At 69.8% G+C, this 26,147-nt stretch carries 30 protein-coding genes; 12 read left to right on the top strand and 18 right to left on the bottom strand.

Annotation, left to right across the window (positions count from 1 at the left end):
- Nucleotides 1-33: 33 nt before the first annotated feature.
- Both SSMG_RS08200 and SSMG_RS08195 read right to left on the bottom strand, forming a co-directional pair.
- Complete coding sequence (locus SSMG_RS08200; protein WP_009074617.1) at nucleotides 34-888, bottom strand: GNAT family N-acetyltransferase; 855 nt, start codon at nucleotides 886-888, stop codon at nucleotides 34-36.
- A 355-nt stretch (nucleotides 889-1,243) separates the two neighbouring features.
- The gene (locus SSMG_RS08195) at nucleotides 1,244-2,569 is read right to left on the bottom strand and encodes a glycoside hydrolase family 27 protein (protein ID WP_199785841.1); all 1,326 of its coding nucleotides are present in this window, start codon (nucleotides 2,567-2,569) and stop codon (nucleotides 1,244-1,246) included.
- Between the two features lie 234 nt (nucleotides 2,570-2,803).
- Here SSMG_RS08195 and SSMG_RS08190 point away from each other — a divergent pair, with 234 nt between their 5' ends.
- The gene (locus tag SSMG_RS08190) at nucleotides 2,804-5,413 is read left to right on the top strand and encodes a fibronectin type III domain-containing protein (RefSeq protein WP_037712975.1); all 2,610 of its coding nucleotides are present in this window, start codon (nucleotides 2,804-2,806) and stop codon (nucleotides 5,411-5,413) included.
- Between the two features lie 45 nt (nucleotides 5,414-5,458).
- Here SSMG_RS08190 and SSMG_RS08185 read toward each other — a convergent pair whose 3' ends face one another.
- On the bottom strand, nucleotides 5,459-6,394 hold the full coding sequence (locus SSMG_RS08185; RefSeq protein ID WP_037712972.1) for a GlxA family transcriptional regulator: 936 nt from the start codon (nucleotides 6,392-6,394) through the stop codon (nucleotides 5,459-5,461).
- 70 nt (nucleotides 6,395-6,464) lie between these two features.
- Between SSMG_RS08185 and SSMG_RS08180 the strand changes: the two genes are divergently transcribed.
- The gene (locus tag SSMG_RS08180; RefSeq protein ID WP_037712969.1) at nucleotides 6,465-6,800 is read left to right on the top strand and encodes a cupin domain-containing protein; all 336 of its coding nucleotides are present in this window, start codon (nucleotides 6,465-6,467) and stop codon (nucleotides 6,798-6,800) included.
- Here SSMG_RS08180 and SSMG_RS08175 read toward each other — a convergent pair.
- Both SSMG_RS08175 and SSMG_RS08170 read right to left on the bottom strand, forming a co-directional pair.
- Nucleotides 6,797-7,189 carry a VOC family protein gene (locus SSMG_RS08175; RefSeq protein WP_009074607.1) on the bottom strand — a complete coding sequence of 131 codons (393 nt, stop codon included), beginning with the start codon at nucleotides 7,187-7,189 and terminating at the stop codon, nucleotides 6,797-6,799. The genes SSMG_RS08180 and SSMG_RS08175 overlap by 4 nt on opposite strands.
- Nucleotides 7,186-8,010: an AraC family transcriptional regulator gene (locus SSMG_RS08170; RefSeq protein WP_009074605.1), complete on the bottom strand. Its 825-nt coding sequence runs from the start codon at nucleotides 8,008-8,010 to the stop codon at nucleotides 7,186-7,188. The genes SSMG_RS08175 and SSMG_RS08170 overlap by 4 nt, the downstream gene beginning before the upstream one ends.
- 74 nt (nucleotides 8,011-8,084) lie before the next feature.
- Between SSMG_RS08170 and SSMG_RS08165 the strand changes: the two genes are divergently transcribed.
- The gene (locus tag SSMG_RS08165) at nucleotides 8,085-8,339 is read left to right on the top strand and encodes a hypothetical protein (RefSeq protein ID WP_009074603.1); all 255 of its coding nucleotides are present in this window, start codon (nucleotides 8,085-8,087) and stop codon (nucleotides 8,337-8,339) included.
- Between the two features lie 17 nt (nucleotides 8,340-8,356).
- Nucleotides 8,357-8,554, top strand: coding sequence for a DUF2891 family protein (locus SSMG_RS47565; RefSeq protein WP_078560731.1), 198 nt, complete (start codon nucleotides 8,357-8,359; stop codon nucleotides 8,552-8,554).
- 16 nt (nucleotides 8,555-8,570) lie between these two features.
- Here SSMG_RS47565 and SSMG_RS08160 read toward each other — a convergent pair whose 3' ends face one another.
- The gene (locus tag SSMG_RS08160) at nucleotides 8,571-9,176 is read right to left on the bottom strand and encodes a TetR/AcrR family transcriptional regulator (RefSeq protein WP_037712968.1); all 606 of its coding nucleotides are present in this window, start codon (nucleotides 9,174-9,176) and stop codon (nucleotides 8,571-8,573) included.
- A 90-nt stretch (nucleotides 9,177-9,266) separates the two neighbouring features.
- On the opposite strand from SSMG_RS08160, the gene SSMG_RS08155 reads away from it, so the two are divergent.
- Nucleotides 9,267-9,737, top strand: coding sequence for a nitroreductase/quinone reductase family protein (locus SSMG_RS08155; protein WP_009074598.1), 471 nt, complete (start codon nucleotides 9,267-9,269; stop codon nucleotides 9,735-9,737).
- 51 nt (nucleotides 9,738-9,788) lie between these two features.
- Here the strand turns inward: SSMG_RS08155 and ispG are convergent, their stop codons facing one another.
- The 3 genes from ispG to dxr form a co-directional block, all read right to left on the bottom strand.
- A complete protein-coding gene (gene ispG / locus SSMG_RS08150; protein WP_086024875.1) occupies nucleotides 9,789-10,922 on the bottom strand; it encodes a flavodoxin-dependent (E)-4-hydroxy-3-methylbut-2-enyl-diphosphate synthase in 1,134 nt (377 codons plus the stop codon).
- 136 nt (nucleotides 10,923-11,058) lie between these two features.
- Nucleotides 11,059-12,261: an RIP metalloprotease gene (locus SSMG_RS08145; protein WP_009074594.1), complete on the bottom strand. Its 1,203-nt coding sequence runs from the start codon at nucleotides 12,259-12,261 to the stop codon at nucleotides 11,059-11,061.
- Nucleotides 12,262-12,433: 172 nt separating this feature from the next.
- Nucleotides 12,434-13,630, bottom strand: a complete 1,197-nt coding sequence (gene dxr / locus SSMG_RS08140; protein ID WP_009074592.1) for a 1-deoxy-D-xylulose-5-phosphate reductoisomerase — start codon at nucleotides 13,628-13,630, stop codon at nucleotides 12,434-12,436.
- A 93-nt stretch (nucleotides 13,631-13,723) separates the two neighbouring features.
- On the opposite strand from dxr, the gene SSMG_RS08135 reads away from it, so the two are divergent.
- The gene (locus SSMG_RS08135) at nucleotides 13,724-13,978 is read left to right on the top strand and encodes a DUF2631 domain-containing protein (protein WP_037712964.1); all 255 of its coding nucleotides are present in this window, start codon (nucleotides 13,724-13,726) and stop codon (nucleotides 13,976-13,978) included.
- Between the two features lie 52 nt (nucleotides 13,979-14,030).
- Nucleotides 14,031-14,702, top strand: coding sequence for a peptidylprolyl isomerase (locus SSMG_RS08130; RefSeq protein WP_009074589.1), 672 nt, complete (start codon nucleotides 14,031-14,033; stop codon nucleotides 14,700-14,702).
- A gap of 68 nt (nucleotides 14,703-14,770) precedes the next feature.
- On the opposite strand, the gene SSMG_RS08125 is transcribed toward SSMG_RS08130, so the two are convergent.
- Nucleotides 14,771-15,376, bottom strand: a complete 606-nt coding sequence (locus SSMG_RS08125; RefSeq protein WP_009074587.1) for a TetR/AcrR family transcriptional regulator — start codon at nucleotides 15,374-15,376, stop codon at nucleotides 14,771-14,773.
- A gap of 65 nt (nucleotides 15,377-15,441) precedes the next feature.
- On the opposite strand from SSMG_RS08125, the gene SSMG_RS08120 reads away from it, so the two are divergent.
- From SSMG_RS08120 to SSMG_RS43295, 3 genes are read left to right on the top strand one after another with little or no spacing between them, the layout of a single operon-like run.
- Entirely contained in the window at nucleotides 15,442-16,035 is a 594-nt protein-coding gene (locus SSMG_RS08120) for an NADPH-dependent FMN reductase (protein ID WP_009074586.1), read from the top strand.
- Nucleotides 16,032-17,384: a DHA2 family efflux MFS transporter permease subunit gene (locus SSMG_RS08115; RefSeq protein ID WP_009074584.1), complete on the top strand. Its 1,353-nt coding sequence runs from the start codon at nucleotides 16,032-16,034 to the stop codon at nucleotides 17,382-17,384. Before SSMG_RS08120 ends, SSMG_RS08115 begins: the two co-directional genes overlap by 4 nt.
- A gap of 50 nt (nucleotides 17,385-17,434) precedes the next feature.
- The gene (locus SSMG_RS43295; protein WP_009074583.1) at nucleotides 17,435-17,650 is read left to right on the top strand and encodes a DUF1737 domain-containing protein; all 216 of its coding nucleotides are present in this window, start codon (nucleotides 17,435-17,437) and stop codon (nucleotides 17,648-17,650) included.
- On the opposite strand, the gene SSMG_RS08110 is transcribed toward SSMG_RS43295, so the two are convergent.
- Together SSMG_RS08110 and SSMG_RS08105 are read right to left on the bottom strand one after the other, a co-directional pair.
- Nucleotides 17,616-19,301 carry an MFS transporter gene (locus SSMG_RS08110; protein WP_199786187.1) on the bottom strand — a complete coding sequence of 562 codons (1,686 nt, stop codon included), beginning with the start codon at nucleotides 19,299-19,301 and terminating at the stop codon, nucleotides 17,616-17,618. The two genes, SSMG_RS43295 and SSMG_RS08110, sit on opposite strands and share 35 nt — an antisense overlap.
- Nucleotides 19,302-19,528: 227 nt before the next feature.
- Nucleotides 19,529-20,902, bottom strand: a complete 1,374-nt coding sequence (locus tag SSMG_RS08105) for an FAD-binding oxidoreductase (protein ID WP_009074580.1) — start codon at nucleotides 20,900-20,902, stop codon at nucleotides 19,529-19,531.
- 101 nt (nucleotides 20,903-21,003) lie between these two features.
- On the opposite strand from SSMG_RS08105, the gene SSMG_RS08100 reads away from it, so the two are divergent.
- Nucleotides 21,004-21,246 carry a hypothetical protein gene (locus tag SSMG_RS08100; RefSeq protein WP_009074579.1) on the top strand — a complete coding sequence of 81 codons (243 nt, stop codon included), beginning with the start codon at nucleotides 21,004-21,006 and terminating at the stop codon, nucleotides 21,244-21,246.
- Nucleotides 21,247-21,287: 41 nt separating this feature from the next.
- Nucleotides 21,288-21,782: a MarR family transcriptional regulator gene (locus tag SSMG_RS08095; RefSeq protein WP_009074577.1), complete on the top strand. Its 495-nt coding sequence runs from the start codon at nucleotides 21,288-21,290 to the stop codon at nucleotides 21,780-21,782.
- 64 nt (nucleotides 21,783-21,846) lie between these two features.
- Here SSMG_RS08095 and SSMG_RS08090 read toward each other — a convergent pair whose 3' ends face one another.
- From SSMG_RS08090 to SSMG_RS08065, 6 genes are all read right to left on the bottom strand, one after another.
- A complete protein-coding gene (locus SSMG_RS08090; protein ID WP_009074575.1) occupies nucleotides 21,847-22,428 on the bottom strand; it encodes a class F sortase in 582 nt (193 codons plus the stop codon).
- Nucleotides 22,425-23,255 carry a choice-of-anchor P family protein gene (locus tag SSMG_RS08085; RefSeq protein WP_009074573.1) on the bottom strand — a complete coding sequence of 277 codons (831 nt, stop codon included), beginning with the start codon at nucleotides 23,253-23,255 and terminating at the stop codon, nucleotides 22,425-22,427. The genes SSMG_RS08090 and SSMG_RS08085 overlap by 4 nt, the downstream gene beginning before the upstream one ends.
- 648 nt (nucleotides 23,256-23,903) lie before the next feature.
- Entirely contained in the window at nucleotides 23,904-24,134 is a 231-nt protein-coding gene (locus tag SSMG_RS08080) for a hypothetical protein (RefSeq protein ID WP_009074571.1), read from the bottom strand.
- A 28-nt stretch (nucleotides 24,135-24,162) separates the two neighbouring features.
- Nucleotides 24,163-24,609, bottom strand: a complete 447-nt coding sequence (locus tag SSMG_RS08075) for a GreA/GreB family elongation factor (protein WP_009074570.1) — start codon at nucleotides 24,607-24,609, stop codon at nucleotides 24,163-24,165.
- 87 nt (nucleotides 24,610-24,696) lie between these two features.
- Nucleotides 24,697-24,876 (bottom strand): hypothetical protein, encoded by a 180-nt coding sequence (locus tag SSMG_RS08070; protein WP_009074568.1) that lies wholly within the window; start codon nucleotides 24,874-24,876, stop codon nucleotides 24,697-24,699.
- 7 nt (nucleotides 24,877-24,883) lie between these two features.
- Nucleotides 24,884-26,146, bottom strand: a complete 1,263-nt coding sequence (locus SSMG_RS08065; RefSeq protein WP_009074566.1) for an FAD-binding oxidoreductase — start codon at nucleotides 26,144-26,146, stop codon at nucleotides 24,884-24,886.
- Between the last annotated feature and the right edge of the window lies 1 nt (nucleotide 26,147).

The following is a 26,147-nucleotide window of genomic DNA, read 5'->3' as shown; positions in this document are numbered from 1 at the left end:
CCTACGACCTCGCCCGGCCGCGGCGCAGCCAGCTCAGAACAGCACGGTCGCGTACTGGCCGACCTGCTGGAACCCGATCCGCCGGTACGCCGCGAGCGCGGGCGCGTTGAACCCGTTCACGTAGAGGCTCGCGGTCCGGCCGAGGCCGTGGACCAGGCGATTCACCACCGCGGCGGTGCCCGCGGTGCCGAGCCCGCTGCCGCGCCGGTCCGGGTGCACCCACACGCCCTGGATCTGGCCGACCCGCGCGGACATCGCGCCGATCTCGGCCTTGAACACGACCTCGCCGTCCTCGAACCGGGCGAACGCGCGGCCGGTGGAGATCAGCTCGCTGACCCGGGCGCGGTAGCTGGCCCCGCCGTCGCCCGCGCGCGGGTCGACGCCGACCTCCTCGATGAACATCGCCACCGCCGCGGGCAGGTAGCGGTCCAGTTCGTGCGGGCGGACGGTGCGGACCTGCGGATCGGCGGGCACCAGCGGGTCGCCTTCGAGCGCCATCAGCGGCTGGTCGCCGCGCACCTCGCGGGCCGGTCCCCATTCCGACGACAGCTCGTCCCACAGCCCGAGCACCTGCGGCGCGGGACCGACGAGCGAAGAGCAGGTGCGCTGGCGGCGCAGGGCGCGGTCGGCGAAGGAGCGCAGCGCCGAAGCGTTGCCGCGCAACGGGATCAGGTTGGGCCCGGCGAAGCACAAACCGGTGAGCCGTCCGGCGCGCACCGGACGGGAATCGGCCGCCCACAGCTCGCCACCGAGCCGCCACGGGTCGAGACCGGCCGCCTCGACCCGGGCGCTGACCATGCAGCTGCCCACCGGGTCGGCGGCGAGCGCAGCGCGCACTGCCGGATAGTCCCGATCGTCGAGCAGCCGTGCACCTGCAAGCCGCAACACGGGGTCCAGAGTGCCAGATGAACCGGGTGAACGGAACGCGAGCCGGCCGACACGCTGAGATGAACGGCCCTCGCACCCGAACGGCGGCGCCCCGGCGGGCTCCGCCACCGACAGTGCTCGAATCGAGCGCGCGCAGGCCGAAGCGCTCCGGAGGTACCCCGCCCGGGCACCTCCGGAGCCTTCCCTGGTGGTCCGTGAGGGGAACCCTGGGGGAATCAGAGTCCGTGCAGGTGGCCCTCACGGACGACTCACTCGCAATGGCCCGCCGAGCCAGCCCCGCCCCGGAGCGAGGTTGTTGTCCGTGAAGGGCTCCTTGCGGGAATCTGATTCCCGCAAGGAGCCCTTCACGGACAGCTCAGCGAGGCCGCGGGACCAGGTGCAGCAGTCGCGAAGCGTGCGGCGCCAGCGTCGCGGTGAAGCTGTCCCGGCTCACGCCCAGGTTCCTATGCGTCCACAGATCCCGCACCGCCGCCGGGCCGCGCAGCCCCAGGTCCTTCCAGGACGCGGTCACCGGAGATTCCGTCGATCCCAGGTTGAACAGCGCGACCGTCACCCCGCCCCGGCCGTCGGGGCTGAACCACACCTGCTGCTCGGTCGCCTGCGAGACCGGCCGCGCCGGCCGTCCGGCCTGGTCGACGGCCAGCACCTCGCGGTTGGTGAGCAGTTTCAGGTCGTCCGGATCAAGTTTGGTCAGGTCGGTGCCGAGCAGCAGCGGCGAGGCTTCGATCGCCCACAGCGTCAGGACGCTCTGCCGCTCGTCCGGGGTGATGCCGTTGGCTTCGCCGTTGCCGACCTCGATGGAGTCCAGGTCGTTCCAGTGCCCCGGACCCGCGTATTGCGTCCATTTCGGAGCGTCGGCGAAGCGGAGTTTGACTCGCACGTCCCAGTTCGTGAGGCCGACGCAGTGCGAGTAGCACTCGATGTCGCCCTCGATCCGCCAGCCGTTGCTGTAGCGCTGCCAGGTCGCGGCCTCGGCGATGCTGAGCGAGTTCGACAGTTCCAAGTGGATCGGACGGCCGGTGGCCTGGACCGCCGCGTGCCACTGCCGGATGTCCTCGCGGTTGTCCGCCGGGATCTTGCCGCCGCCGGGTCCGACGAAGTCCATTTTGATGTAGTCGACGCCCCACGCGGCCAGTTGCCGCGCCTGCGAGCGGACGTACGCGGCCGCGCCGGGCTTGCTGAAGTCGAGCTTCGCGGATTTGTCGTCCGCGGTGTTGCCCGCGCCCGCCATGACGATGTCGTGCACCCGGTACGGAGTGCCCTCGATCGGCGAATCGGCCGCCACCGCTTGCGCCGGGACGCCGGGCACCAGGTAGATGCCGAATTTCAGGCCGCGCTGGTGCAGGTACCGGGCGAGCGAGGCGATGCCGTTCGGGAATTTCTTCGGGTCCGGCGCGACCCGGCCGAACTCGTCGACGTGGTCGTTCCAGCCCGCGTCGATGTTGAGGTACCGATAGCCGTACGCGGCGAGCCGGTCGTGCATCACGTCGGCCTGAGCCTTGATCGTTTCCTCGGTGAATTTCCGGCGCAGCGCGCTCCAGCTGCTCCAGCCCATCGGCGGCGTTCTCGCCACCGGCGTCCAGGACTCGATTGACGGGCTGTCCGCCGCGGCTGTTCCGGCCAGCGTTCCGAAGAGCACCGCTACCGCCGCGGCCAGCACACCGATCCGACTTCGCTTCATCGCGACCACCTCTCCCGGGGATCGCTTCGTTGTACGCGCGCCGGAGCGCCGACAGCAATGATTCATCGGATCACTGACCGCTAACCGGGACGGAACCCGCCGACCGGATCAACCCTGTTCACCACCGTGAATGCCAAGAAAATTCGCTCGCGACCTCTCGACACGCTCCGGAATAGATCCTATCTTTCTCTCGGCGCGGCTCGCGTCGTTCAGTGGCGAACACGGAGGTCCCGGATGAAGCTCAGACCAGCGCGCTCCCTCGGGTTAGCCGCGGCGGTGGTGGCGGCGACCGCGCTGCTGCCCGCCGGCGCGGCCGCGGCGTGGCCGGGCAGCCAGGACGTGTACGTCTCGCCGTGGGGCAACGATTCCGGGTCCGGGGCCGTCTGGTCGCCGGTCCGCACGCTCCCCCGCGCCCAGCAGCTGGTCCGGCAGCGCGCCGCGCGCCTGAACTCCGACCTGACCGTGCACGTCGCTTCCGGCACCTACCGGCTCGACAAGCCGCTGCAACTCGACGCGACGGATTCCGGCACGAATGGCCACCGGATCGTCTGGCAGGGTTCGCCGGGCACCGTGGTCAGCGGCGGCAAGCAGGTCACCGGCTGGCGTCCGGTCGCCGGACGGCCCGGGCTCTACTCCGCCCCCGCGCCCGCCGGGCTGGACAACACGCGCCAGCTGTACGTCGACGGCGTCCGCGCGCAGCGAGCGTCCGGCCGGCTTCCGGTGACGGTGAAGGCGACCGACACCGGGTACACCGCGTCCGCGGACACCATGGCGCACTGGCGAAACCCGAGCGACCTCGAACTGGTGTACACCAGCGGCGAGGAGCTGTGGAACGTCGAGCGCAACGGCCTCGGCCAGTGGACCGAGCCGCGCTGTCCGATCGCCTCGGCGCAGGGCACGACGATCACTATGGCGCAGCCGTGCTGGGACAACTCGACCCGGCGCGTGATGTTCGCCGACATCCCCGGCCGTTCGGTCAACATGGTCGGCCCGGGCGATCTCACCAACGGACGGCAACCGTCCTATGTGGAGAATGCGTTCGAGCTGCTGGACACCCCCGGCGAGTGGTATCTCGACCGCTCCGCGCACACCGTGTACTACCTGCCGCGCAAGGGCGAGAACCTGCACTGGGCCGACGTCGAGATGCCCGCGCTGGAGAAGCTCGTGGACGGGCGGGGCACCGCCGAGGCGCCGGTCCACGACATCTCTTTCCGCGGCATCCAGTTCTCCTATGCGACCTGGCTCGAACCTTCGTCGGGGGAAGGGTTCTCCGAAATCCAGGCCGGCTACCGGATCACCGGCGAACGCGGCTGGGCCACGCAAGGCCTGTGCCAGTTCACGCCCGGCGGCGCCTGCCCGTACGCGGACTGGACGAAGGAACCCGGCAACGTCTCGATTTCGCACGGGCACCGGATCGAGTTCCAGGACACCGTCTTCGCCCACCTGGGCGCGGCCGGGCTCGACCTCGGCGAGGGCGCGCAGGACAGCAGCGTCTCCGACAGCGTCTTCACTGATATCTCCGGCAATGGCGTCGAAATCGGCGGCGTCAGCAAGCCCGCGGCGGCCGGCGCGGACCTGACCGCGCGGGTCAAGGTGACCAACAACCACCTGTACGGCATGCCGCGCGAATTCACCGGCGGAGTGCCGATCGTCAACGGGTACTCGCAGGACAATGTGGTGTCGCACAACCAGATCGACCACGTCGCGTACTCCGGCATCTCGATGGGCTGGGGCGGCTGGCCGGACAAGATCAAGCAGGCCGCGACGCCGAACGTCTCGCGCAACAACGTGGTGTCGAACAACCTGATCCACGACTACATGCTTTCGCTGGACGACGGCGGCGGCGTCTACACGCAGGGCATCACCGGCCCGTCGCAGGCCGAGGGCGAGAAGGTGACCGGGAACGTCATCTACGACCAGTGGGGCCTCGGCAAGTCCGTCTACACCGACAACGGCTGCACCTACGAAACCGTTTCCGGCAACGTGCTTTACCACGCGGCGTACGCCAACGTCGCCTCCACGCACGTCGACTACCGCGACTCGCTCGGCAACAACGACCCGACCGTCATCTCCGGCAATTACTGGGAGCAGGGCGATCCGGACGGCAACAAGAAGGGCGTCGTCACCTCCGGCAACCACCTGCTGAACAACCCGGCCGCCGCGCCTAAGTCCATTGTGGACAACGCGGGGATCGAGCCGGGCCACCGTTCGGTGCTGGACCGCCGGATCGACGGCGCGTCCGCTCCGCAGGCTCCGACGCGGATCGGCACGTTCTCGGTGTCCGGCCAGCTGTACGCGACCTGGAACCCGACCGTCGCGGAAAACGGCGCTCCGGTGCAGGACTACCTGCTGACCGCTTCGGACGGCAAGCACACCGTCACGAGTTCGGTGTCCGCCAAGGACTTCGCGCGCACTGGGTACACGGTGATCCCGAAGCTGACGGACGGCCAGACGTACACGGTCACGGTCGCCGCGCGCAACCGGTACGGCGTCGGCTTGCCGTCGCTGCCGTCGGCACCGGTCACCGTCGCGCCGCCGGGCACGCAGCTCGCGGCCGTCCCGACCGGGGCGAAGGCGCTGCCGAGCACCGACGCGGCGAGCATCCGCTGGACGCCGCCGAAGGAAACCGGGTCGACCCCGGTGATCGGCTACCGGATCACCGTGTCCGACGGCCGCACCATCGAGGTCACCGGCCGCGACACGATCGTCAGCCAGCCCACGCAGAAGGGCCTGACCCGCGTCGTGGACGGGTTGAAATCCGGGACCGCGTATACGTTCACCATCGCCGCCGTCACCGGTAACGGCGTCGGTCCCGCGGTGACGGTGCAAACCACCACCGCGTAACCGGTTGATCGGCGCGTACCGGACCTCCCTGCCGGTGCGCGCCGATCACCCCACGCGGAACGCCCGCCGATACGCCCCCGGCGTCGTCCCCACCTGCGCCCGGAAGCGGCGGCGCAAGTTCACCGCCGACGCCAGGCCGACCCGCGTCGCGATCGCGTCCACCGGCAGATCCGTCTCCTCCAGCAGCCGCCGCGCCTCCGCCACCCGCCGCGACAGCAACCACGCGCCCGGGCTCGTCCCCAGCTGGTCCGCGAACCGGCGGGCCAGCGTTCGCGGGGAAATCCGCAAGTAGGCAGCCAAATCCTCGACCGAGAGCGGCGTGCCCAACCGCTCCTCGGCCCACTCGAGCAGCCCGCCCAACGCGTCCGCGGACGCTTGCGGCGGCGCGTACTGCACCTGCCCGCCCTCGCGATGCGTCGGCATCACCATGTGCCGCGAGACGAGCGCCGCGTGCGCCGCGCCGTGATCCCGGCGGACCAGGTGCAGGCACAAATCGATGCCCGCACCCGCGCCCGCGCTCGTCGCGACGTCGCCGTGGTCGACGTACAGCACGTCCGGTTCCACGCGTACTGCCGGGAAATCCCGTTGCAACTGCTCGGCGCGCGCCCAGTGCGTCGTAGCCGATCTTCCGTCGAGCAGCCCGGTCTGCGCGAGCGCGAAGACGCCCGAGCAGATCGTGACCAGCCGCGCGCCTCGTTTGTGCGCGTTCAGCAACGCCCGGCGCACCTTCGGCGAAAGCGGCGTCTCGACCGGGAGCCAGCCCGGGATCAGCACCGTGTCGGCCGTGGCGAGCCGGGAAAGCCCGCCGGACACGTGCATCGCGTACCCGGCCGACGTCGGCACCGGACCGGGATTCTCGGTGCATACCTCGAATTCGTAGTACTGCGGGACGCCGTCCCTGGGCGTGCCGAACACTTCGGCGCCGCAGCCGAGTTCGAACGTCGACTGCACCGGCCGGACGAGAGCCACCACGCGATGCATGGCAAGAAAGTACCCCATGACGTCTTTTCAGACACTGTCCCGCGCGCGTACGGGACGCCAGCCTGGGACCATGCTCTCTGAAATCCTTGCTCAGCCGGGCTACACGTCGGTCCCGGTCGACGAAGCCCCGGTGAAGGACCTGTTCCCCGGCATCCGCCTCCGCCCGCTGTGGAAGGGCGAAAACGGCGCGCACGCCAACGTGGTCGAGTTCGATCCCGGCAGCACATGGCCGGAACGCGACGTGCACGAGCCGGGTCCCGAAGAGGTCTTCGTCGTCTCCGGCACCTTCAACGACGGCGCCCGCGACTACCCGGCCGGCACGTTCATCCACGCCCCCGCCGGTTCGTGGCACGTCCCGGCCACGGAGACCGGCTGCACGCTGTTCGTCTTCTACCCCGAGGGCTAAGCGCCCCGGTAACTCCCGATCGTCCAAGCGTTCCCCTCGGGATCGCGGACGGTGAACGTGTGCGAGCCGTAGTCGGTGTCGTGCAGCTCCAGGCTGATTTCGGCACCGGCTTCGCGCACGCGAGCGTAAATCTCGTCGACCCGGTCCGAGACCACGTACACCGCGCTGGCACCGGGTTTCATCTCGTCGTGCACGCCGTCGGCTGGGCCGCCGCAGCTGCCCAGCATCACGGCACCGCCTTCCGGCCAACGGAGTTCAGCGTGCGCGACGCCGTGTTCTCCGGGGACCACGAGGGTTTCTTCGAAGCCGAGGACGTCGGCGAGGAAGCGGATCGCGGCTTTGGCGTCGTTGTAGCGGAAGGCTGGCCAGACGGTCGGTTGTGGTGTCATGGCACCGATTCTGTGGCGGGGAGCTTCGTCTCGTCTTGGAGAAACGGGAGCTCCTCCGCCATCCAAGTCCGCGGCGAACACCCCGCCAACGCTCGCCACTCGTTCGAAAAGTGCGCCTGGTCGTAATACCCCGCCGCACAAGCAATCCCGGCCAGATCACGATGCCCGGTACGCAGCAACCGAACCGCGCGCTCGAACCGCAAAACCCGCGCCGCCTGTTTCGGGGCCAACCCCAGCTCCGCGCGGAACCGCTCCCCCAGATGCCGACGGCTCCAACCGACCTCGTCCGCCAATTCGCCGACCCGCAGCAACCCGCCGCTGCGCCGCAACTGATGCCAGGCCCGGTTCAGCTCCGGCGGCGGATCCGTCCGCTCGACGGCCCGCGCGGCCAGCACCTCGTCCAGGATCGCGAACCGGGCACCCCAATCCGCCGCCGAGGCCAGCCGGTCCGGCAACTGGGCCAGGTCGGCGCCGAAGTCGGCCAGGTCGGTGACCCGGCCGGTCAGCTCCGCGGCCGTGACGCCCAGCAGCGTCCGCGCGCCCAGCGGATCCAGCTCCAGCTGCACGCCGCGCTGCACGCGGTCCTGCGTGATCAGCGCGGGTTCGGTGTGCAGGCCGCCGACCACGCTCTGCAGTGCTCCCGCGCCGGCCAGCCCGGCGTAGCGGATCGGTTCTTCCAGGCTGATCACGAGCGTGAGGTGCCGCGACGGCAACCCGCGGTGCACCTCGAGGGTGACGTTCTCCTGCGCGTAGCCGACGTACCGCGTGACCAGGCCCCGCAGCACCGGATGCGGCGGACGGGCGGCCCAGCTGTGACTCACGCGACCAGGCTAGCCCGGAAGCGCCCGGATTCTGCTACCACGGGAGAGCGGTCCCCACGACGAGGAGAAGCCCGATGACGATCCAGGAACAGGCGCAGCAGCTCGAACTGCTGGCCGACCAGGTGCCGACCGGCATCGCCCTCGCCACCAAGGGCGAACTGGAAGACCTGCAGGCCCAGGTGCTCGGCCTGCTCGGCGAAACCGGCACCGCGACCGCGATCCAGGGTTCGGTGCAGATCGCGATCCGGCAGATCGACGAGGTCGCGGCGTCGCTGGAGAACGTCCGGATCCAGATCCGCGAGGCCGCCCAGCATCACCTGCGCGGCTGACGTAGCCGCACAGGCCGGTGAGTTCGCCTCGGTCGCGCTGGCCGACGTCGTGCGCGAGTATCGCCGACCGGAACGCAGCGGCGCTGTTCACTCCGGCGGTGGTGACCGACGCTTCCGACGGGTTGATCGCCCATCTGCACGGGCTCAACCTCCATCGCGCATGGAGCTGGCAATGGGTCGGGGCGGCATGGCCTATTACGCGTTGCTCCTGCTGAGCGACGAGCGCGGAGATTAGCTCTCCGGCAACGGATCCCGATGCTCCGCCCGCAACCCGTCCAGTGAAACCTGCAGCACCCGGTTCCACAGGTGCGGCCGATCAGCGTCCGTGCACTGCGCCGCGTACCCCAGCGAGATCAGCAGCAGCACCAAATCCTCCGTAGTAACCCCAGGCCGCAACAACCCCTCCGCCCGGATCCGCAGCTCCTCCAGAACCGCGCGGAGCTTCGGGATCCCCGTCGGATCCGGGTCCGTCCACGTCAGCGCGAAGCTCTCCATGATCGCGCGGTGCTGGGCGCAGCCGGACAACGCCTGCCGGTAGAAGTCGGTCAGCGCCGCCCACGGGTCTTCCGCCTCGATCGCTGCCTGGCGCGCCGACTCGGCCCACTGGGAGAAGCCCTGGTCCAGGACCGTCCGGACGAGGTCTTCCTTCTTCGGGAAATGCCGGTACAGCGTCCCCATCCCGACGCCGCTGCGCCGGGCGATTTCGCGGACGTCGACCGCGGCTCCCTGTTCCGCCATGACCTCGGCGGCGGCTTCGACGATTGCCTCCCGGTTGCGGATCGCGTCCGCGCGCAGGGCGCGGCGGCGGGCGGGGGTGTGCGGTTCAGCCACGGCCATGCGGCGAGCATACCCGCTTACCTGGAGCACCTGCTCCGTCTAGTGTGCTACTTTGCGGAGCAAGTGCTCCGCCTAGCGAAGGAGATGCCCGTGCCGACCCTCGAAGACTGGAATGTCCGGATTCTCGCCGAAGTCCGGGAGAACGCCGGATATGTCGCGTGGAGCAGTCCGGAGGAATCCGCGGCCGGTCGGCCCATTCCGCCGCATCTGCCGGGATTTCCGGAAAAGGGGATGCCGCTGATTCTCGTGCACCACGTCGGGGCGAAAACCGGGAAACCGCGGATCAGCCCGCTGTTCTACCAGCCGGTCGGCGACAGCTGGGCGATCTTCGGCACGCACGGCGGCAGCCCGCGCGATCCCGCGTGGTACCGCAATCTCATGGCGAACCCGCGGACCGTCGTCGAGGCAGGCGGGGAAGAAATCCCCGTCGAAGCGCGGCTGACCGCAGGGGAAGAACGCGCCAGGATCTGGGCGGCTCAGGTCGCGGCGGTGCCGATCTTCGCCCAATTCGAGGAAGCTTCCGGGAGACAGATCCCGGTCGTGCTGCTGGAACGCCGCTGAAAAAGAAAGGGCTCCTCGACCGAAGCCGAGGAGCCCTTTCGCAATGGAAACTCAGCCGACGGTGACGCTCGGCGTGCCCTCGCCGATCGACTCGCCGGATTCCTCGGCGATCCGCATGGCCTCTTCGATCAGGGTCTCCACGATCGCGTGCTCGGGCACGGTCTTGATGACCTCGCCCTTCACGAAGATCTGGCCCTTGCCGTTGCCGGACGCGACACCCAGGTCGGCCTCGCGGGCCTCGCCGGGACCGTTCACGACGCAGCCCATCACCGCGACGCGCAGCGGGATTTCCATGCCCTCCAGCCCGGCGGTGACCTGGTCGGCGAGCGTGTACACGTCCACCTGCGCGCGTCCGCACGACGGGCACGACACGATCTCCAGCTTCCGCGGCCGCAGGTTCAGCGACTGCAGGATCTGCGCGCCGACCTTGACCTCCTCCACCGGCGGCGCGGACAGCGACACCCGGATGGTGTCGCCGATGCCCTGGCGCAGCAGCGCGCCGAACGCGACGGCGGACTTGATCGTGCCCTGGAACGCGGGCCCGGCCTCGGTGACGCCGAGGTGCAGCGGGTAGTCGCACTGTTCGGCGAGGATCTCGTAGGCGCGCACCATCACGACCGGGTCGTTGTGCTTGACCGAGATCTTGATGTCGTGGAAATCGTGCTCGGCGAACAGCGACGCCTCCCACATCGCCGATTCGGCGAGCGCTTCCGGGGTGGCCTTGCCGTACTTCTCGAGCAGCCGCTTGTCGAGCGACCCGGCGTTGACGCCGATCCGGATCGGCGTGCCGTGGTCCTTCGCGGCCTGCGCGATCTCCTTGACCTGGTCGTCGAACTTGCGGATGTTGCCCGGGTTCACCCGGACCGCGGCGCAGCCCGCCTCGATCGCGGCGAACACGTACTTGGGCTGGAAGTGGATGTCGGCGATCACCGGGATCTGCGACTTCTTCGCGATCGCGGGCAGCGCCTCGGCGTCGTCGGCCGACGGGCACGCGACGCGCACGATGTCGCAGCCGGCCGCGGTCAGCTCGGCGATCTGCTGCAGGGTGGCGTTGACGTCGGAGGTCAGCGTCGTGGTCATCGACTGCACCGAGATCGGGTGGTCGCTGCCGACTCCCACCGACCCCACCATCAGCTGGCGGGTCTTGCGACGCTCGGAGAGAACGGGCGGGGGCAGAGCGGGCATACCTAACGCGACGGTCACGCTTCCAGCGTACCCACCTCACCCGGGCGCGGTTCAACGAAGTCAGCCGACGCGGTGAGCAGCGTTACCCCCGGTCGGGCGGCCGGGCACGCGCGCGTGACCCGGCCGGTGCGCGCGGTTACTGCAGGCGGATCGGATTGACGATGTCGGCCGTCACGGTGAGCAGCGTGACGCCGCCGCCGATCACCACCAGCACCATCGTGATCGCGGACAGCTTCGTGTAGTCGACCGGGCCGCCCGCGGGTTTGCCGCGCAGGCCGCGCAGCCAGTCGCGCACCCGCTCGTACCAGACGATCGCGATGTGGCCGCCGTCCATCGGCAGCAGCGGCAGCAGGTTGAACACGCCGATGAAGAAGTTCAGGCTGGCCAGCAGCAGCAGGAAGACCTGCCACAGCCCGGCCTCGACCGCCTCGCCGCCGAGCCGGCTCGCGCCGACGACGCTGACCGGGGTGTCCGGGTCGCGCTCGCCGCCGAAGATCGAGTTGAAGACGGCCGGGATGCGCTTCGGGAAGGCCATCAGCCCGTCCCACGTGCGGGCGAACATGTCGCCGGTGAACGACGCCGCGCCGCCGAACGCGCCGAGCACGCTGTAGTGGAGGGCCGTGGCCTTGGCGATGCCCACCGCGCCGACCTTCTCGGTGCCGCCCTTCGCGGCGGGCCGGACCACCGTCGGGATGTCGACGACGAACGTGCGCTCGGCCCCGTCGCGCAGCACGACCACCGGGACCGGGCCGGAGAGCGACCTCACCTGGGCGACCATGTCGTCCCAGGTCGGAGTGGGCTTGCCCGCGACCGACAGCACCTGGTCGCCCGGAAGGAGCCCCGCCTTCTTGGCGGGAGCCGGGTCGCCCGGTTTGCACACCGGGTTGTTGGCCTGGTCGACCGTGGTGGCGTTCTGCACGCAGTCGGAGATCTGCGCGGCGATCGGCTTCCTGTCCACGTTCGGCAGGCCCATGGTCGCGGCCATGACGAAGAGCACGATGAAGCCGAGCAAGAAGTGCGTGATGGAACCGGCCGACATCACGACGGTCCGCTTCCACGCCTTGAACCGCCACATCGCGCGCGGCGCCTCTTCCGGGGTGACCTCGTCGAGCGCGGTCATGCCCGCGATGTCGCAAAAGCCGCCGAGCGGGATCGCCTTGAGGCCGTATTCGGTGTCGCCGCGCCGGAAGGAGAACACCGTCGGGCCGAAGCCGACGAAGTACCGGCGGACCCGCATCCCGAACATCCGGGCGGTGACCATGTGGCCCGCTTCGTGCAACGCCACCGAAACACAGATCGCGAGCGCGAAAAGCACCACGCCGATCACATAGGCAAGCACGGGCCTTGCACCTCACCCCTCAGCCGCGGCCCGCGATGCGGTGGCGGCAGGTTCGTCGTCTTCCACGGCTCCAGGCGGTGAGACCACCCGAGAAAGTTCCGGGTTCAAGTATCCGCCGCCAGCGTGAAACCAGTGTTGCATCGACCGGCGCGGCTTCGCGCACCGGTCGCACTCATCCCAGCAGCTCGGCGGCCCGCGTGCGAGCCCACTGCTCGGCGGCGAGCACGTCCGCGACGTCGCGGGGTTCGCGCCGCCATTCGTCCGCGTCGGACACCACCCGCGACACCGTGTCCACGATCGACAGGAATTTGGCCTTGCCCGCAAGGAAAGCGGCCACCGATTCCTCGTTCGCCGCGTTGTAGACCGCGGGGAGGCAACCGCCCGCGGTACCCGCTTCACGAGCCAGTTCGACGGCCGGGAACGCCTCGTTGTCGACCGGCTCGAAGGTCCAGCTCGCCGCCGTGTCCCACGCGCACGCGGCGGCCGCGCCGGGCACGCGGTGCGGCCAGTTCAGCGCGAGCGCGATCGGCAGCCGCATGTCCGGCGGGCTGGCCTGGGCGATGGTGGAGCCGTCGGCGAAGGTGACCATCGAGTGGACGATCGACTGCGGGTGCACGGTCACGTCGATCCGCGCGGGTTCGACGCCGAACAGCAGCGACGCCTCGATCAGCTCCAGGCCCTTGTTGACGAGGGTGGCCGAGTTGATGGTGATCAACCGGCCCATCGACCACGTCGGGTGCGCCATCGCCTGTTCGACGGTGACCTCGCCGAGGTCCTCCCGCTTCTTTCCCCGGAACGGGCCGCCGGACGCGGTGAGCACGAGCCGCGCGACCTCGTTGTCCTCGCCGGAACGCAGCGCCTGCGCCATCGCCGAATGCTCGGAATCGACCGGCACCAGCTGTCCCGGCTTCGCGGCGGCGAGCACCAGCGGACCGCCGGCGATGAGGGATTCCTTGTTGGCCAGCGCGAGGGTCGCGCCGGTGGCGAGCGCGCGCAGCGTCGGGTCGAGGCCCTGCGAACCGGGCAGCCCGTTGAGCACGACGTCGACCGGCACCGAATCGATCAGCTCGGCGACCGCGTCCGCACCGGCGAGGATGCGCGGGAGGCGGAATTCGCCCTTCGCGTAGCCCCGGCGCTGGGCCTCGGCATACAGCGCGAGCTGCACGTCTTCGACCGCCGTGGGCTTCGTCACGGCGATGGCCGCTACTTCGTGCGCGATCGCCTGCCGGGCGAGCGCCGCCGGGTCGGAACCGCCGGCGGCGAGGCCGGCGATCGTGAACAAATGCGGGTTACGTGCGGCGACGTCGAGCGCCTGGGTCCCGATCGACCCGGTCGAACCCAGCACGAGGACGCTTCGCGAAGTAGTCATCAGCAAGCATTATGGCCCGGGTCGTGTCCGCGCGGCGGCCAGCGGTGTGGGATCATGCGGGGGCACAACGTCAGGCGGTTTGAAGGAGTGGTCGTGGCAGGCAAGGCGGTCGAGAAGCGCCCCGAGGTCGACCCGCGCGACGAGCCGTCGGCGGAATGGGGCTGGCACGGCTCGTTCCCGAAGGCCACCCGCATCGCCGGCTGGGTGTCCGCGGCCATCCTGCTCGTGATGCTCAAGGGCAACCACGAGAACAACACCGAGAACGTGTGGCTCGTCGGACTGGCCGCCTTCATCGTCCTGCTCCTGCTGCTCGACCTGCGCAAGAGCCGCACCGCCTGGCGCAAGTAAGCGCCTCGCGGGCCTGGCGCCGGAGACGTCGGATTCGCTAGTTTCCGGGCCCATGAAGCCACGCTGGGCCGCGCTCGCGGCCGCCGTCATCGCCGGTCTTTCCCTGTGCACCGCGGCCCCGGCCAGCGCCGCGCCCGCGGTGAAGCCGCCGGTGGTGAGCTGCACTTTCACGCCGACGCCGGACAACCCGGCGGCGCGTCCCGTGCTGCGTCCGCTGCCGTTCGCGTTCACCCGCGGGACGGTCGACGTCACCTTCCACTACAACTACGGCCCGGTCACCGTGCGGCTCAACCGCGCCGGGGCCGCTCCGTGCGCCGTCGCGAACATGACCAGCCTGGTGCTGCAGCACTTCTACGACCGTTCGCAGTGCTGGCGGCTGACGAACTCCGCGCGCCTCGGCGTCCTGCAGTGCGGCGACCTCTACGAGGTCGAAAAGGGCGGCCCGGGCTACAAATTCCCGGACGAGGTGACCGGCAAGGAAACCTACGAGCGCGGCACCGTCGCGATGGGCAACCAGGGGCCGGGCACCAACGGGTCGGAGTTCTTCATCGTGCACTCGTTCGCGCACATCCCGGCGAACTACTCGGTGCTCGGCAAAGTCGTGCGCGGCATGGAGGTCCTCGACCGGATGGTCGCCGACGGCATCGTCCCGACCGACCCGAACGGCCCGCTCGACGGCGCGCCCAAGCACCCGGTGAAGATCCGCTCGGTCAGCTTCGGGTGATCCCAGGCCTCGTGAGTGGCGAATCCGGTTAGAACCGGCATCGCCGCTCACGACTGACTGCCGCTCGGTCAGCTTCGGCTGGTGACGCCCGGCGCGTAAGCGCGCAGGAAGACGCCGACACCGGACCGGATCACCGTTTCCCAGTCCTCCCCCGGTTCGGCCGCAGCGGCGCTGCCCGCGGTGAGCTGCACGAGGTGCACCGCGGCCAGCGACGGATCTTCCAGCTCCAGCCGGCCTTCCGCGGCGAGCCTGCGGAGATGCCCGGCCAGCGCGAGCCGCACGCGGGTCGGGCCGCGTTCCTTCCACGCCGCGACCGTCTCCGGGTCGATGTGGTCCAGGTCGGCCTCGATCTGCCGCACGAGCGCCCAGTGCGGCGCGGTTTCCGGATCCCGTTTCGCCCACTGGAGGCCGAACTCGACGAGGTCGGCCTCCAGGTCGGCGATCCGGCCGAGCAGTTTGTCGGCGACCGCGATCTGCCGCTCCGCGACCCGGTCCGAGCTGTCCAGGATCACCGCGCGGAAGAGCCCGGCTTTGTCGCCGTAGTGGTTGTAGATCGTCCGCGACGAGACGCCGGCCTCGGCCGCGAGCACGTCGATGCTGGCGCGCGAGTAGCCGTCCCGGGCGAACACCCGCAGGGCGCCGTCGAGCAGAGCACGCTGTTTGTCCGTCCGCACCGGCTCAGTATGCCGAAGTACAACGATCGTTGCAAAAACTACAACGACCGTTGTACCTTCGGGGCATGACTTCTCCGCTTCGCATCGCCGTCGTTTCCGGAAGCACCCGCCCCGGCCGCCGCGCGACGCAGGTCGCCGAATGGACCCGTGCCCGCGCCGCCGCCTACCTCGGCGACCGGGCCGAGGTGCGGGTGCTCGATCTCGCCGAAATCGATCTGCCGTTCCTGGACGAGCCGTTGCCCGCCGCGCTCGGCGGCTACCGCAACGCCCACACCCAGCGTTGGGCGCAGTTCGTCGACGGCCTCGACGGCTTCGTTTTCGTGACCCCCGAGTACAACCACTCCATGCCCGCGGCGCTCAAGAACGCCATCGACTTCCTGTTTTCCGAGTGGGCCGACAAAGCCGCCGGTTTCGTCAGCTACGGAACCAACGGCGGCACGCGTGCGGTGGAACACCTGCGGTTGACGCTCGCCGAGGTGCAGGTCGCTTGCGTGCGCTCGCAGGTCGCCTTGAGTTTGTTCACCGACTTCGTCCTTCCGGACCTGGCCGAACCCGGCACCTTCGCGCCCGCCGACCACCACGAAGGCATCCTGACGCGGATGCTGGGGGAACTTGTCGACTGGTCGACCGCGCTGCGCACCCTGCGGGTCTCCCGGTGACCACGGTCGCTCCCCTCGACCGCGCGACCTGGCGGATCTGCTGGATCATCGTCTTCGGCGCGTTCGCGAGCGGACTCGACGCGTCCGTGGTGACGATCGGCCTCGACTCGATCAGCAACGACCTGGGCGCGGATCTCTCGGTGACGCAATGGGTCGCGAGCGGCTACCTGCTCGCGCTCGCCCTGTCGCTGCCGATGACCGGCTGGCTCGCGCGACGCTTCGGCGCCGGCCGGGTGTGGCTCGTCGCGCTGGCCGCGTTCACCGTGTCGTCGGGATTGTGCGCGGCCGCGCCGGACGTCGTGCTGCTCATCGCTTTCCGCTTCCTGCAAGGTTTGGCGGGCGGCATCCTGATCCCGGCCGGGCAAACCGTTCTGGGACAACAGGTCGGCGCGGCGCGGCTGGGGCGGGTGATGGCGACGCTCGGGATCGCGGTGAGCGTCGCGCCCGCAGTCGGCCCGCTCGCCGGAGGCCTGATACTGCACGGTCTTTCGTGGCCGTGGCTGTTCCTGATCAACCTGCCGATCGGAGCGGTCGGCCTGGTCCTCGGCCTCCGGTACGTTCCCCGCGGCTCTCGGGAGAGCACTGGCGGGATCGATTTCGTCGGCTTGGCTTTGATCGCCGCTGGGCTGCCCTTGGTTCTCTATACGGTGACGACGTGGGGTGATACCGGACGGCTTCAGGTGCCGATTCTGTTGCCCGGCCTGGCTTTGCTGACGTGGTTCGTGATGCGATGCCTGCGGCATCCGCGGCCGCTGCTGGACTTTTCCTTGTACCGCAACCGCCTTTACCGCGCGGCGAGCCTGGCCGCGGCTTTCAACGGCGCGCTGATCTTCGGCAGCGGGATCGTGGTGACGTTGTATTTCCAACTGGGACGGCACCTGGATTTCGTTGGCACCGGCCTGAGTTTGCTCGGCTTCGCCGGTGCGACGGCGGCGATCGCGCCGGTGACCGGGCGGGCCGTGGATCGGTACGGTGCCGCGCCTGTTGCTTTGGTGGGTGCGGTGCTGGCTGTGGCGAGTACCGTGCCGTTCGCGTTCCTGCCGGTCGACGCGCCGGGTGTGGTGGTGCAGGTTTTGCTTGCCGGATTCGGGGCTTCGGTGGCGTTGGTGAGCATGCCGATGGGGATCGCGGCGTATAAAACTGTTGAACCGTCTCGGCTTCCGGACGCGGCTGCGCAGGTGACGATCCTGCTGCGGGTGGGCGGCTCGCTCGGGGGCGCGGTGTTCGCGGTGCTGATCGCTGGCCGGTTGCCGGATGTCGACACGGCGTTTCGGCTGGGGTTCTTGGCGATCAGCGTGGGGGCGGTGGGGGCGTTGGGGACGGCGTGGCTGGTGCGTAGGGCCTCGTGAGTGGCGATGCCGGTTCTAACCGGCATCGCCGCTCACGACATCATGACCCCATGAGCACACCCCCGGACGGTCTTCCCGTCTACCGAGTCCTCACCGGTCCCGACGACTCCGCCTTCTGCCGCCGGGTCAGCGAAGCCCTCGCGCTCGGCTACCGCCTGCACGAGGGCCCCGCATTGACCTTCAACGGCGAGAACGTCATCGTCGCCCAAGCCGTGCTGTGGCCGGAAACGGCTACCGGTCACTCCGCGGAGAAACCAGCTCGCTAGGCCCGCCACCGGATTCCCCGGCCACCGCGGCCAGTTCCTCGCCCACCGACTCCGACGACTTCTTCTTGTCCTTCGTCAGCACCGACGCCACGGCGCCGATCAGGCACACCACGATCGCGAAGCCGAACGCCACCGCGAGGCCGTCCTGGAACGGGCCCGAGATCAGGTTCGGGAAGAAGCTGCGTCCGGTCAGGAAGTTCGCCTGGTCCGCGGGCAGGTGCGCGAGCTGGCCGCCCAGCAGCTGCTGGATCGGGTTGTACCCGAGGAACGCCGCGAACAGCACCGCGACCGCGGGCAGGTGCGCGACCTGTTGCGCGGCCGCGTCGGGGACGCCGTGCTGGGTCAGGCCCTGCGACATCGCGACCGGCAGGTGGTCCGACAGGCCGGCGATGATCAGGCTGAAGAAGAAGCCGATCGACAGCACCATCGCCGCGTTCTGGAAGGTCGTCATCATGCCCGCGCCGGAACCGCGCGCGTCGGCGGGCAGGCTGTTCATCACCTCGGCCCGGTTCGGCGAGGAGAACATGCCCATCCCGATGCCGTTGAGCAGCAGGATCCCGGCGAACGCCCAGTAGTCGAAGTTCACCGGCAGCAGCGTCAGCAACAGGAACGTGAGCGCGGTGATGACCAGGCCGCCGGACGCGAGCGCGCGGCTGCCGATCCGGTCGGACAGGATGCCGGACGTCGGCGCGGCCACCAGGAAGCCGATCGTCAGCGGCAGCATGTAGATCCCGGCCCACAGCGGCGTCTGCTCGAACGTGAAACCGTGCTGCGGCAACCAGATTCCCTGCAGCCAGATGATCAGCACGAACTGCAGCCCGCCCCGGCCCAGCGACGCGGTCAGGTTCGCCAGATTGCCCCAGCTGAACGAGCGGATCCGGAAGAGCGACAACCGGAACAGCGGGTTGGGCACCTTGGTTTCGATCACGACGAACGCGATCAGCACCGCGACCCCGCCGATCAGGCAGGACAGCACCATCGGGCTGCCCCAGCCGGTCTGCGACGTGCCGTACGGCTGGATTCCGTAGGTGATCCCCACCAGCACCGCGATGAGACCGACGGCGAAGGTGATGTTGCCCCACCAGTCCATTTTCGCGTGCTGGCGGACGCCGGTGTCGTGCAGTTTGACGTACGCCCACACCGTGCCGATCACGCCGAACGGCACGGAGACCAGGAAAATCAGGTTCCAGTTCACCGGTGCGAGCACGCCGCCGACCACGAGGCCGAGGAACGAACCCGCGATAGCCGCGACGCCGTTCATGCCGAGCGCGAGCCCACGCTGGTTGGCCGGGAAGGCGTCGGTGAGGATGGCCGACGAGTTCGCCATCAGGAACGCGCCGCCGACGCCCTGCACGATCCGCCAGCCGATCAGCCACAGCGCGGCCGCGTCGCCGTCGAACCAGGTGATCGCCAGCATGATCGAGGAAACGGTGAACACGGCGAAGCCGAGGTTGTACATCCTGGCCCGGCCGTACATGTCGCCGAGCCTGCCGAACGCCACCACCAGCACCGCGGTGACCACGAGGAAGCCCATGATCATCCACAGCAGGTAGCTCGTGTTCGACGGCTCCAGCGGGTTGATGCCGATGCCCTTGAAGATGTCGGGCAGCGCGATCAGCACGATGGACGAGTTGATCGTCGCGATCAGCATCCCGAGCGTCGTGTTGGACAGCGCGATCCACTTGTACCGCGGACCGAGTTCCGCGATCGAATACGTCCTGCGCTCCGCCACTGTCGAAAACCCCTCTCCCAGCCGTTCCCTTAGCTAGGCTAAGCAAGTTGCTTGCGGTAGGCAACCAACAAAAGAAAACGACTGGGAGACAAGGGTCACAAACGCGTGACTATCCTTTGTGGACTATTTACTTTCACTCGGTCGAGTTACCGCTCGACGGGACCTCCGACGACCTTTCCGGGGTTGAGGATCCCGTGCGGGTCGAGGGCCTTCTTGACCGCGTGGTGCAGGTCGAGCACCGCTGGTCCCAGCTCTTTTTCGAGGCCGGGACGCTTCAGCAGCCCGACACCGTGCTCGCCGGTGACCGTCCCGCCGAGTTCGAGCGCGTCGGCGACGATGTCGTCGAACGCGGCCTGCGCGCGGCGCTGCGCGTCGTCGTCCCCGCTCGGCGTGATCAGCAGCGGATGCAGATTCCCGTCGCCGATATGCGCGATATTGGCGATTTGCGTATTGTGCCGCCGCGCCGCCGCGTCGATCCGGGCAAGCATTTCCGGCACCAAATGCGTCGGCACGCAGACGTCCTCGGTGAGCACCGGCCCGAGCCGTTCGAGCGCCGGGTACGCCAGCCGGCGGGCGGCGAACAACGCGTCCGCCTCGGCCTCGTCGGTCGACTGCGCGGCCCAGGTCGCGCCCGCCTTCTCGAAGCACTCCACCATCACCGCGGCCTCGTGCCCGCCCGGCACGTCGCTGCGGCCGAGCAGCACCACGTTCGCGTCGGCGGACAGGCCCATGTTCTTCCACGCGTCCACCGCGGCCAGGCAATGCCGGTCCACCAGCTCCAGCGCCGAGGGCACGATCCCGGCGGCGCGGATCGCGGCCGCCGCCTCCCCCGCCGCGACCGTCGAGTCGAAGTACCCGGCGACGGTCGCCTCCGGCCCGCGTTTCGCGCGCAACCGCACGGTGATTTCCGTGATGACGCCGAGCGTTCCCTCCGATCCGACCATCAGCCCGGCGAGGTCGTACCCGGCCACGCCCTTCGCGGTGCGGCGGCCGAGCCGGACGAGTTCGCCGGTGCCGGTGACGACCTGCAGCCCGAGCACGTAGTCGCGGGTCACGCCGTACTTCACGCAGCACACGCCGCCCGCGTTGGTCGCGACGTTGCCGCCGATCGTCGACCACGGCGAACTGGCCGGGTCCGGCGGATACCACAGCCCGTGTTCCGCGCAGGCCGCGCGGAGATCGTCGTTGACCACGCCCGGTTCGACGACGGCGAGCCGTTCCACCGGGTCGATCTCCTTGATCGCGGTCATCCGGTCGGTCGCCAGCACGACGCATCCGGCGAGCGCGTTCGCGCCGCCGGACAGTCCGGTCCCCGCTCCGCGCGGCACCACCGGCGTCCCGTGTTTGAGGCATTGCCGCACAGTCGCCTGCACCTCGTCCGCGGTGCGCGGGCGGACCAGGACCGCCGGTTCGCCGTACGGGGCCCACTCCGCTTCGTCGTGCGCGTAGCTGCGCAGCACGTCGGGGTCCTGCACGATGCGGTCGTCCGGCAGGACGGCGTGCAGGTCGTCGATCAGCATGGGGGCTCCCGCGTTCTTCCGGTCTGCTTTCCCCGTCAGGTTAGGTCGAAATCCGGGCGGCTCGTTCGACGTAGGGGTGAGAGCGCTTCGAGGAGGCAGCCATGACCACCACCGTCACCCGCCGCGGGATCTCGATGCTGCGTGCCGTCGCCGCCGGGCGCGGCCGGCTGACCTGCAGCTGCGAACCGGATCTGTTCGTGGACGGCCTGCCGTGCAGCGACCAGTTCACCGCGCACGCGCTGGCGCACGCCGGCCTGCTGCGCGCGAAGGAACCGGGGCCGTTCGGACAGCCGGTGCCCGCCGTGCTGACGCCGGCCGGGGAAGCGCTGCTCGCCGCTGCCTGACCCGGCTACGCTGACCGGCGAGAAACGGGAGGGCGGAGCAGATGGCTTCCGGAGCATCCGGAACGGAGACGGCGCGGCGCAGGCGGCGCACCACGGCGGCCCTCAAGGAGTCGCTGCGGGAACTGCGCAATCAGCTGTCGCTGCTGAACCATCAGGTCGGCGGACGGCTGAAACTCAAGGACGTCGACCTCGACTGCCTCGAACTGATTTCCTCCGCCGGACCGCTGAGCCCGAGCGCGCTCGCCCGCCGCGCAGGCCTGCACCCGGCGACCGTGACCGGGATCCTCGACCGCCTGCAGCGCGGCGGATGGGTGGTGCGCGAACGCGATCCCGACGCGGCCGACCGGCGTGCGGTCACCGTGCGGACGGTGCCGGGACGCACGCAGGAACTGTTCCGCGTGTACAGCGGGATGAGTTCGGCGATGGACGACCTGTGCGCCGGGTACACCGAGGACGAACTGATGCTGATCGCCGGGTTCCTGCGCCGCACCGCCGAAGCGGGCCGGGCCGCGACCGACGAGCTTTCCGGGGAATGACAGCGGGGCCTCGTCGTTTCGCCCGAGCGCGAAACGACGAGGCCCCGGTACCTGCCGGCACGGCTCAGCTGTCGAGCGTGCCGTACACGATGATGTTGTCGAGGTAGCTCTTCTTCTCGGGGTCGAACGCGCCGCCGCAGGTGATCAGGCGGATCTGCGAGTCGGTCGTGTTGCCGTACACGGCTTCGGTGGGGAACGTCTTCTTCGCGATCTGGTCCACCTTGGTCACCGTGAACGAGGCCTTCGACCCGTCCTTGCGGCCGATGACGACCTTGTCGCCCTTCTTCATCTCGTGCAGCCGCCAGAAAATGCCCTTCTGGTGGTTGCCGTCGATGTGGCCGAGGACGACCGCCGGTCCGACCTGGCCCGGTTTGGGCCCGAAGTGGTACCAGCCCGCCTGCAGCGGCTGGTCCACCGGCGGCACCTGGACGGTCTTGTCGTCGTTGAGGCCGAGCGGCACCAGCGACGAATGCGCGTCGATGCTGGGAACGTCGAGCGAGACCGGGTCCGCGACCTCCTGCGCGGCCGCCGCGGAACTCGCCGGGGCGGCGGCGGGCGGGGTGTCCGCCGAACCGCAGCCCAGCAGCGCGAAGTTCGCGACGAAAGCCAGCAGGAGCGCGAAAAGCCCGAACCGGGAACGCGTCACTTGGCGGTCACCGCGGCCAGCGTGCCGTCACCGGTCTCCGGCGCGCCGACCGGCACGACCTTGACCTGGCCGGGGCCCTCGGCGGGCGGGGTGCCCGGCTTGCTCGGCTGGGTGGTCGGCGGCGCGGTGGTGGGCGGGGTGGTCGGGTTGCCCGCGACCTTGGCGCAGGTGGCCGAGGCGAGGACGATGTCGCCCTTGCCGAGCGCGCCGGTGAGGTTGCCGCCGAGGAGCTTGATGTGCAGCGCGTTGACGGTGAGGCTGCCGTCGGAGCGCTTGATCTGCTCGTTGACGATCACCTGCAGCACGCCGTCGATGCCGAGCTTCTGGTTCGGCTTGGTCGACACCGGGAGCTTGCCGATCTTGCCGAGGTCGAGGCCGGCCAGCTCGGACGACGCGGTGATGCCGTCCGGGGTCGACTTGCACTCGGAGCTGATCACGCGGGCCGTGGGGGTGGTTCCGGCGAGCGGGGCGAGCACCGGGAGCGCGGCGTCGACGATCGAGGCCTTCGCGTCGACCGGGCCGTTGCTACCGTCCTGCTTCGCCGAGCTGCTGATGACCTTGGCCGTGACCAGGCCCTTCAGCGGCACGTTCACCACCTGCGCGGACTCCGGGCCCGCGGTCGAGGAGGGCGCGATCTTGCCGGTGTCGACCGTGATCCCCTGGTTGCCGAGCACGCCGGGCAGCAGCGAGACCGAGGCGGACGCGCCGTAGGCCGAGCCGGCGGGCGCCTCGGCGGCGAGCGCCGACGGGGCGACGGCGGTGGCGAGCAAAGCCAGCGCGGGAACGGCGACCGCTACGGTCCGTCCGCGCAGCAGGGCAGAACGCATGAATTGTCCTTCCGAACATCAAGAATGAAGCCGCCGCGTGGATCCCCGAATCCGCGCGTGACCGAGCACAACTGTCGGTCCCTGGCAGAGCGCGACATTATCAAGGCGCCCGGGAAACGCAAAGCAAGATCCGTCGCGCAGCGCGCCCGCCCGCCGGTTCCGGTGACCACAATTATCGCAATTTCACCACTAAAGAGTGATGTAACGCGGCGGGTTCTGCGGGATTTTCTCACGCTGAGCTACCGGAACCGAGGCCCCGATGGCGGATTGCCCCGCGCTCCACCCGTAGGGGTGATCCTTCGGAGGAGCAGCGCCGGGCACCTTGCGTAATGTGACCGCTACCGCACTTCTGCCGCGATTCCCGGTTCGCCAATTCGTCCCGCGCCCGCCGTCCGCGCGGGCGGAAATTGTCCACAATGGAATCAAGCGGAGCGGAACGAGCGAACGGGAAAAAGGGTACGATTTTCTTGCCCGGGGCGGTGACCAGCGGCGATGCGCGATTGTGGACAGTCCGAAAAGGACAACGGGCGCGTTGTGCGACTGCTCGACAGCGACGGCGGCCTGACAGAAAATCCCGTTCCGGTCCGGAAACACGGCGGGCGCGGCGAATGCGCTCCCCGCGAGGAGGCGGCCGTTCGCTGTCCAGGCTCAGTCAGCCGGACCGCGCAGCGTGAGGACGACGCGCAGGACATGCTCGACCGCCGACTCGAACATCGCGCCGCGCAGTTCGCCGCAGGTTTCGAGGTTGCGTGCGGCGAGGTCGAGCATGCGGTCCGGTCCGACGCGGCGGACGAGCAGCGCCGCGGCCTCCTCGAGGTCGAGGCTCGGGTTGTCGAGCCGGGTGAGGGCGAACTCGATGATGAGCTCTTCGTCGGTCACTCCGGCCAGGGTAGTCGCGAAACGGGGTTCAGCCCTCGTTCCGATAGCGGCCGTAGGGATAAGCCTCGACCAGGGTGACGCGCACGAGCGCGCCGCTGGGCACCTCGTACTCCCGCTGCTCCCCCGGCTTGGCTCCGTGCAGCGCGCGCCCGAGCGGCGAGTCCGGCGAGTAGACCTCGAGCCCGCCGCCGACCTCGTCGCGCGCGGCCAGCAGGAACGTTTCGACTCCGCCGTCGTCGTAGCGGACGGTCAGGACCATCCCGGGTTCGGCGATCCCGTCGTCGGGCGGGTCTTCGCCGACGACCGCGTTCTGCAGCAGGTCCTGGAGCTGGCGGATCCGCGCCTGCCGGTGCTGCCTTCGCTCGAACTGGTCGTCCCCGTCGAGGTCGGGTTCGCGGTGCAGGGCGGCGAGTTCCGCGGCGAGGCGGGCGTGCGCGTCGGCGGTCAGCCAGGGACGCGAGGAGGTCGTCGACATGAGAGGTGCCTTTCGGAGGGCGTCCGCGGGGGCCGGGCAAGCAGGAGGCGCCCAGCCCCCGCGGACTTTCGAGGAGTCCCGCGGCGGTCAGCGGGGCTCGGGCTCGGTGCGGCGGTCGAGCACGCCGGCGTCGGCGGCGAACCAGCCCGCGGCTTTCACCAGGATGTCTCTTTCGGTGCGCAGCAAGGCATTCTCCGCGCGGAGGAAGAGCAGTTCGGCGTGCTCGTCCCCGGTCAGCGGCGGCGGACCGGCGGGATCGGCGGACATCCGCGGGTCACCGCAGCGGGTCGAACGGCCGCAGCGCTTCCGGCTGCCTGCCGGTGACGATCTGCTCGGCGAGCAGCTTCCCGGTGACCGCGCCGTGGGACAGGCCCCACATGCCGTGCCCGCCCGCGACGTACATCCCCGGCGCGCCGGTCCGGCCGATCACCGGCCGCCCGTCGGCGCTGACCGGGCGCGAGCCGACCCAGACGTCGGTGCGCTGGTCCCAGCGCAGGCCCCTGAGCAGCGGCCGGGCCGAGGCGATGATCGCGTCGACGCGCGCCGGGTACAGCGGGTCGTCCGGCTTGCGGAACTCCATCGTCCCGGCCACCCGCAGCCCGCCTTGGTACGGCGTGCACGCGACCCGGATGTCGGGCAGGTACATCGGGCTCGGCACCGGCTCGTCGGTCGGCACGGTGAACGAGTACCCGCGTCCGGCGCGCACCGGAACGCGCACGCCCCACTTGCGCGCCAGCTCGCCCAGCCACGCGCCGGTGGCGAGCACGACGGCGTTGGCGTTGACGGTCTGGCCGTTCGCCGACAGCACGGTGTAGGCGTACTCGTGCCGGCGGATCGCGGCGACCTCGAACCGGTGCCGGATCGTGCCGCCGCGGCCGACCACGGCGCGGGCGAGCGATTCGACGAACCGGCCGGGGTCGACGTACCGCTGGCCGTCGATCCGGATGCCTGCCCCGATCCGGTCGGTGACCTGCGGGAAGTGCTCGCGCAGCTCCGGTCCGGCGAGCTGGGTCCAGGACACCTTCTGCCCGGCGTCGCCGAGCCGGTCCAGCTCCTTGACCAGCGTTTGCGCCTTCGCGGAAGTCTCGAACAGGGCGGTGATCGGCGCGTCGATCGTCGGCGCGTCCACGCCGTTCGCGGTCAGGACGTCGAAGGCTTCCAGGCATTCCTCGTTGAACGGCAGGTTCGCGCGCACCGCCCGGTTCCAGGACCGGTGGGTGCAGTTCGCCGCGAAACGCGCGAGGAACTGCCACAGCCGCGGGTCCGGGGTGGCCGGGACGTGCAGCGGAGCCTGCCGGTCGAGCAGGGTGCGCAGGCCGTAGCGCAGGACGGCGGGTTCGTTGAGCGGGATCGACAGCCCGGGCGAGAGCCAGCCCGCGTTGCCCCAGGAGGAGCCCGCGGCAATGCCCTCGCGGTCGACGACGGTCACCCGCACGCCGCGTTCCTGCAGGAACCAGGCGGTCGACAGGCCGACGATGCCCGCGCCGACCACGATCGCCGAACGCGGCCCGCCGTCCTTCCGGTCGAGATCGCCCATG

It is taken from the genome of Streptomyces sp. AA4, assembly GCF_000158875.1.
In the GTDB taxonomy this organism is placed as follows: domain Bacteria; phylum Actinomycetota; class Actinomycetes; order Mycobacteriales; family Pseudonocardiaceae; genus Amycolatopsis.
The sequence above is the reverse complement of the archived record's forward strand: the minus strand, read 5'-3'. Positions and strand labels throughout refer to the sequence as shown.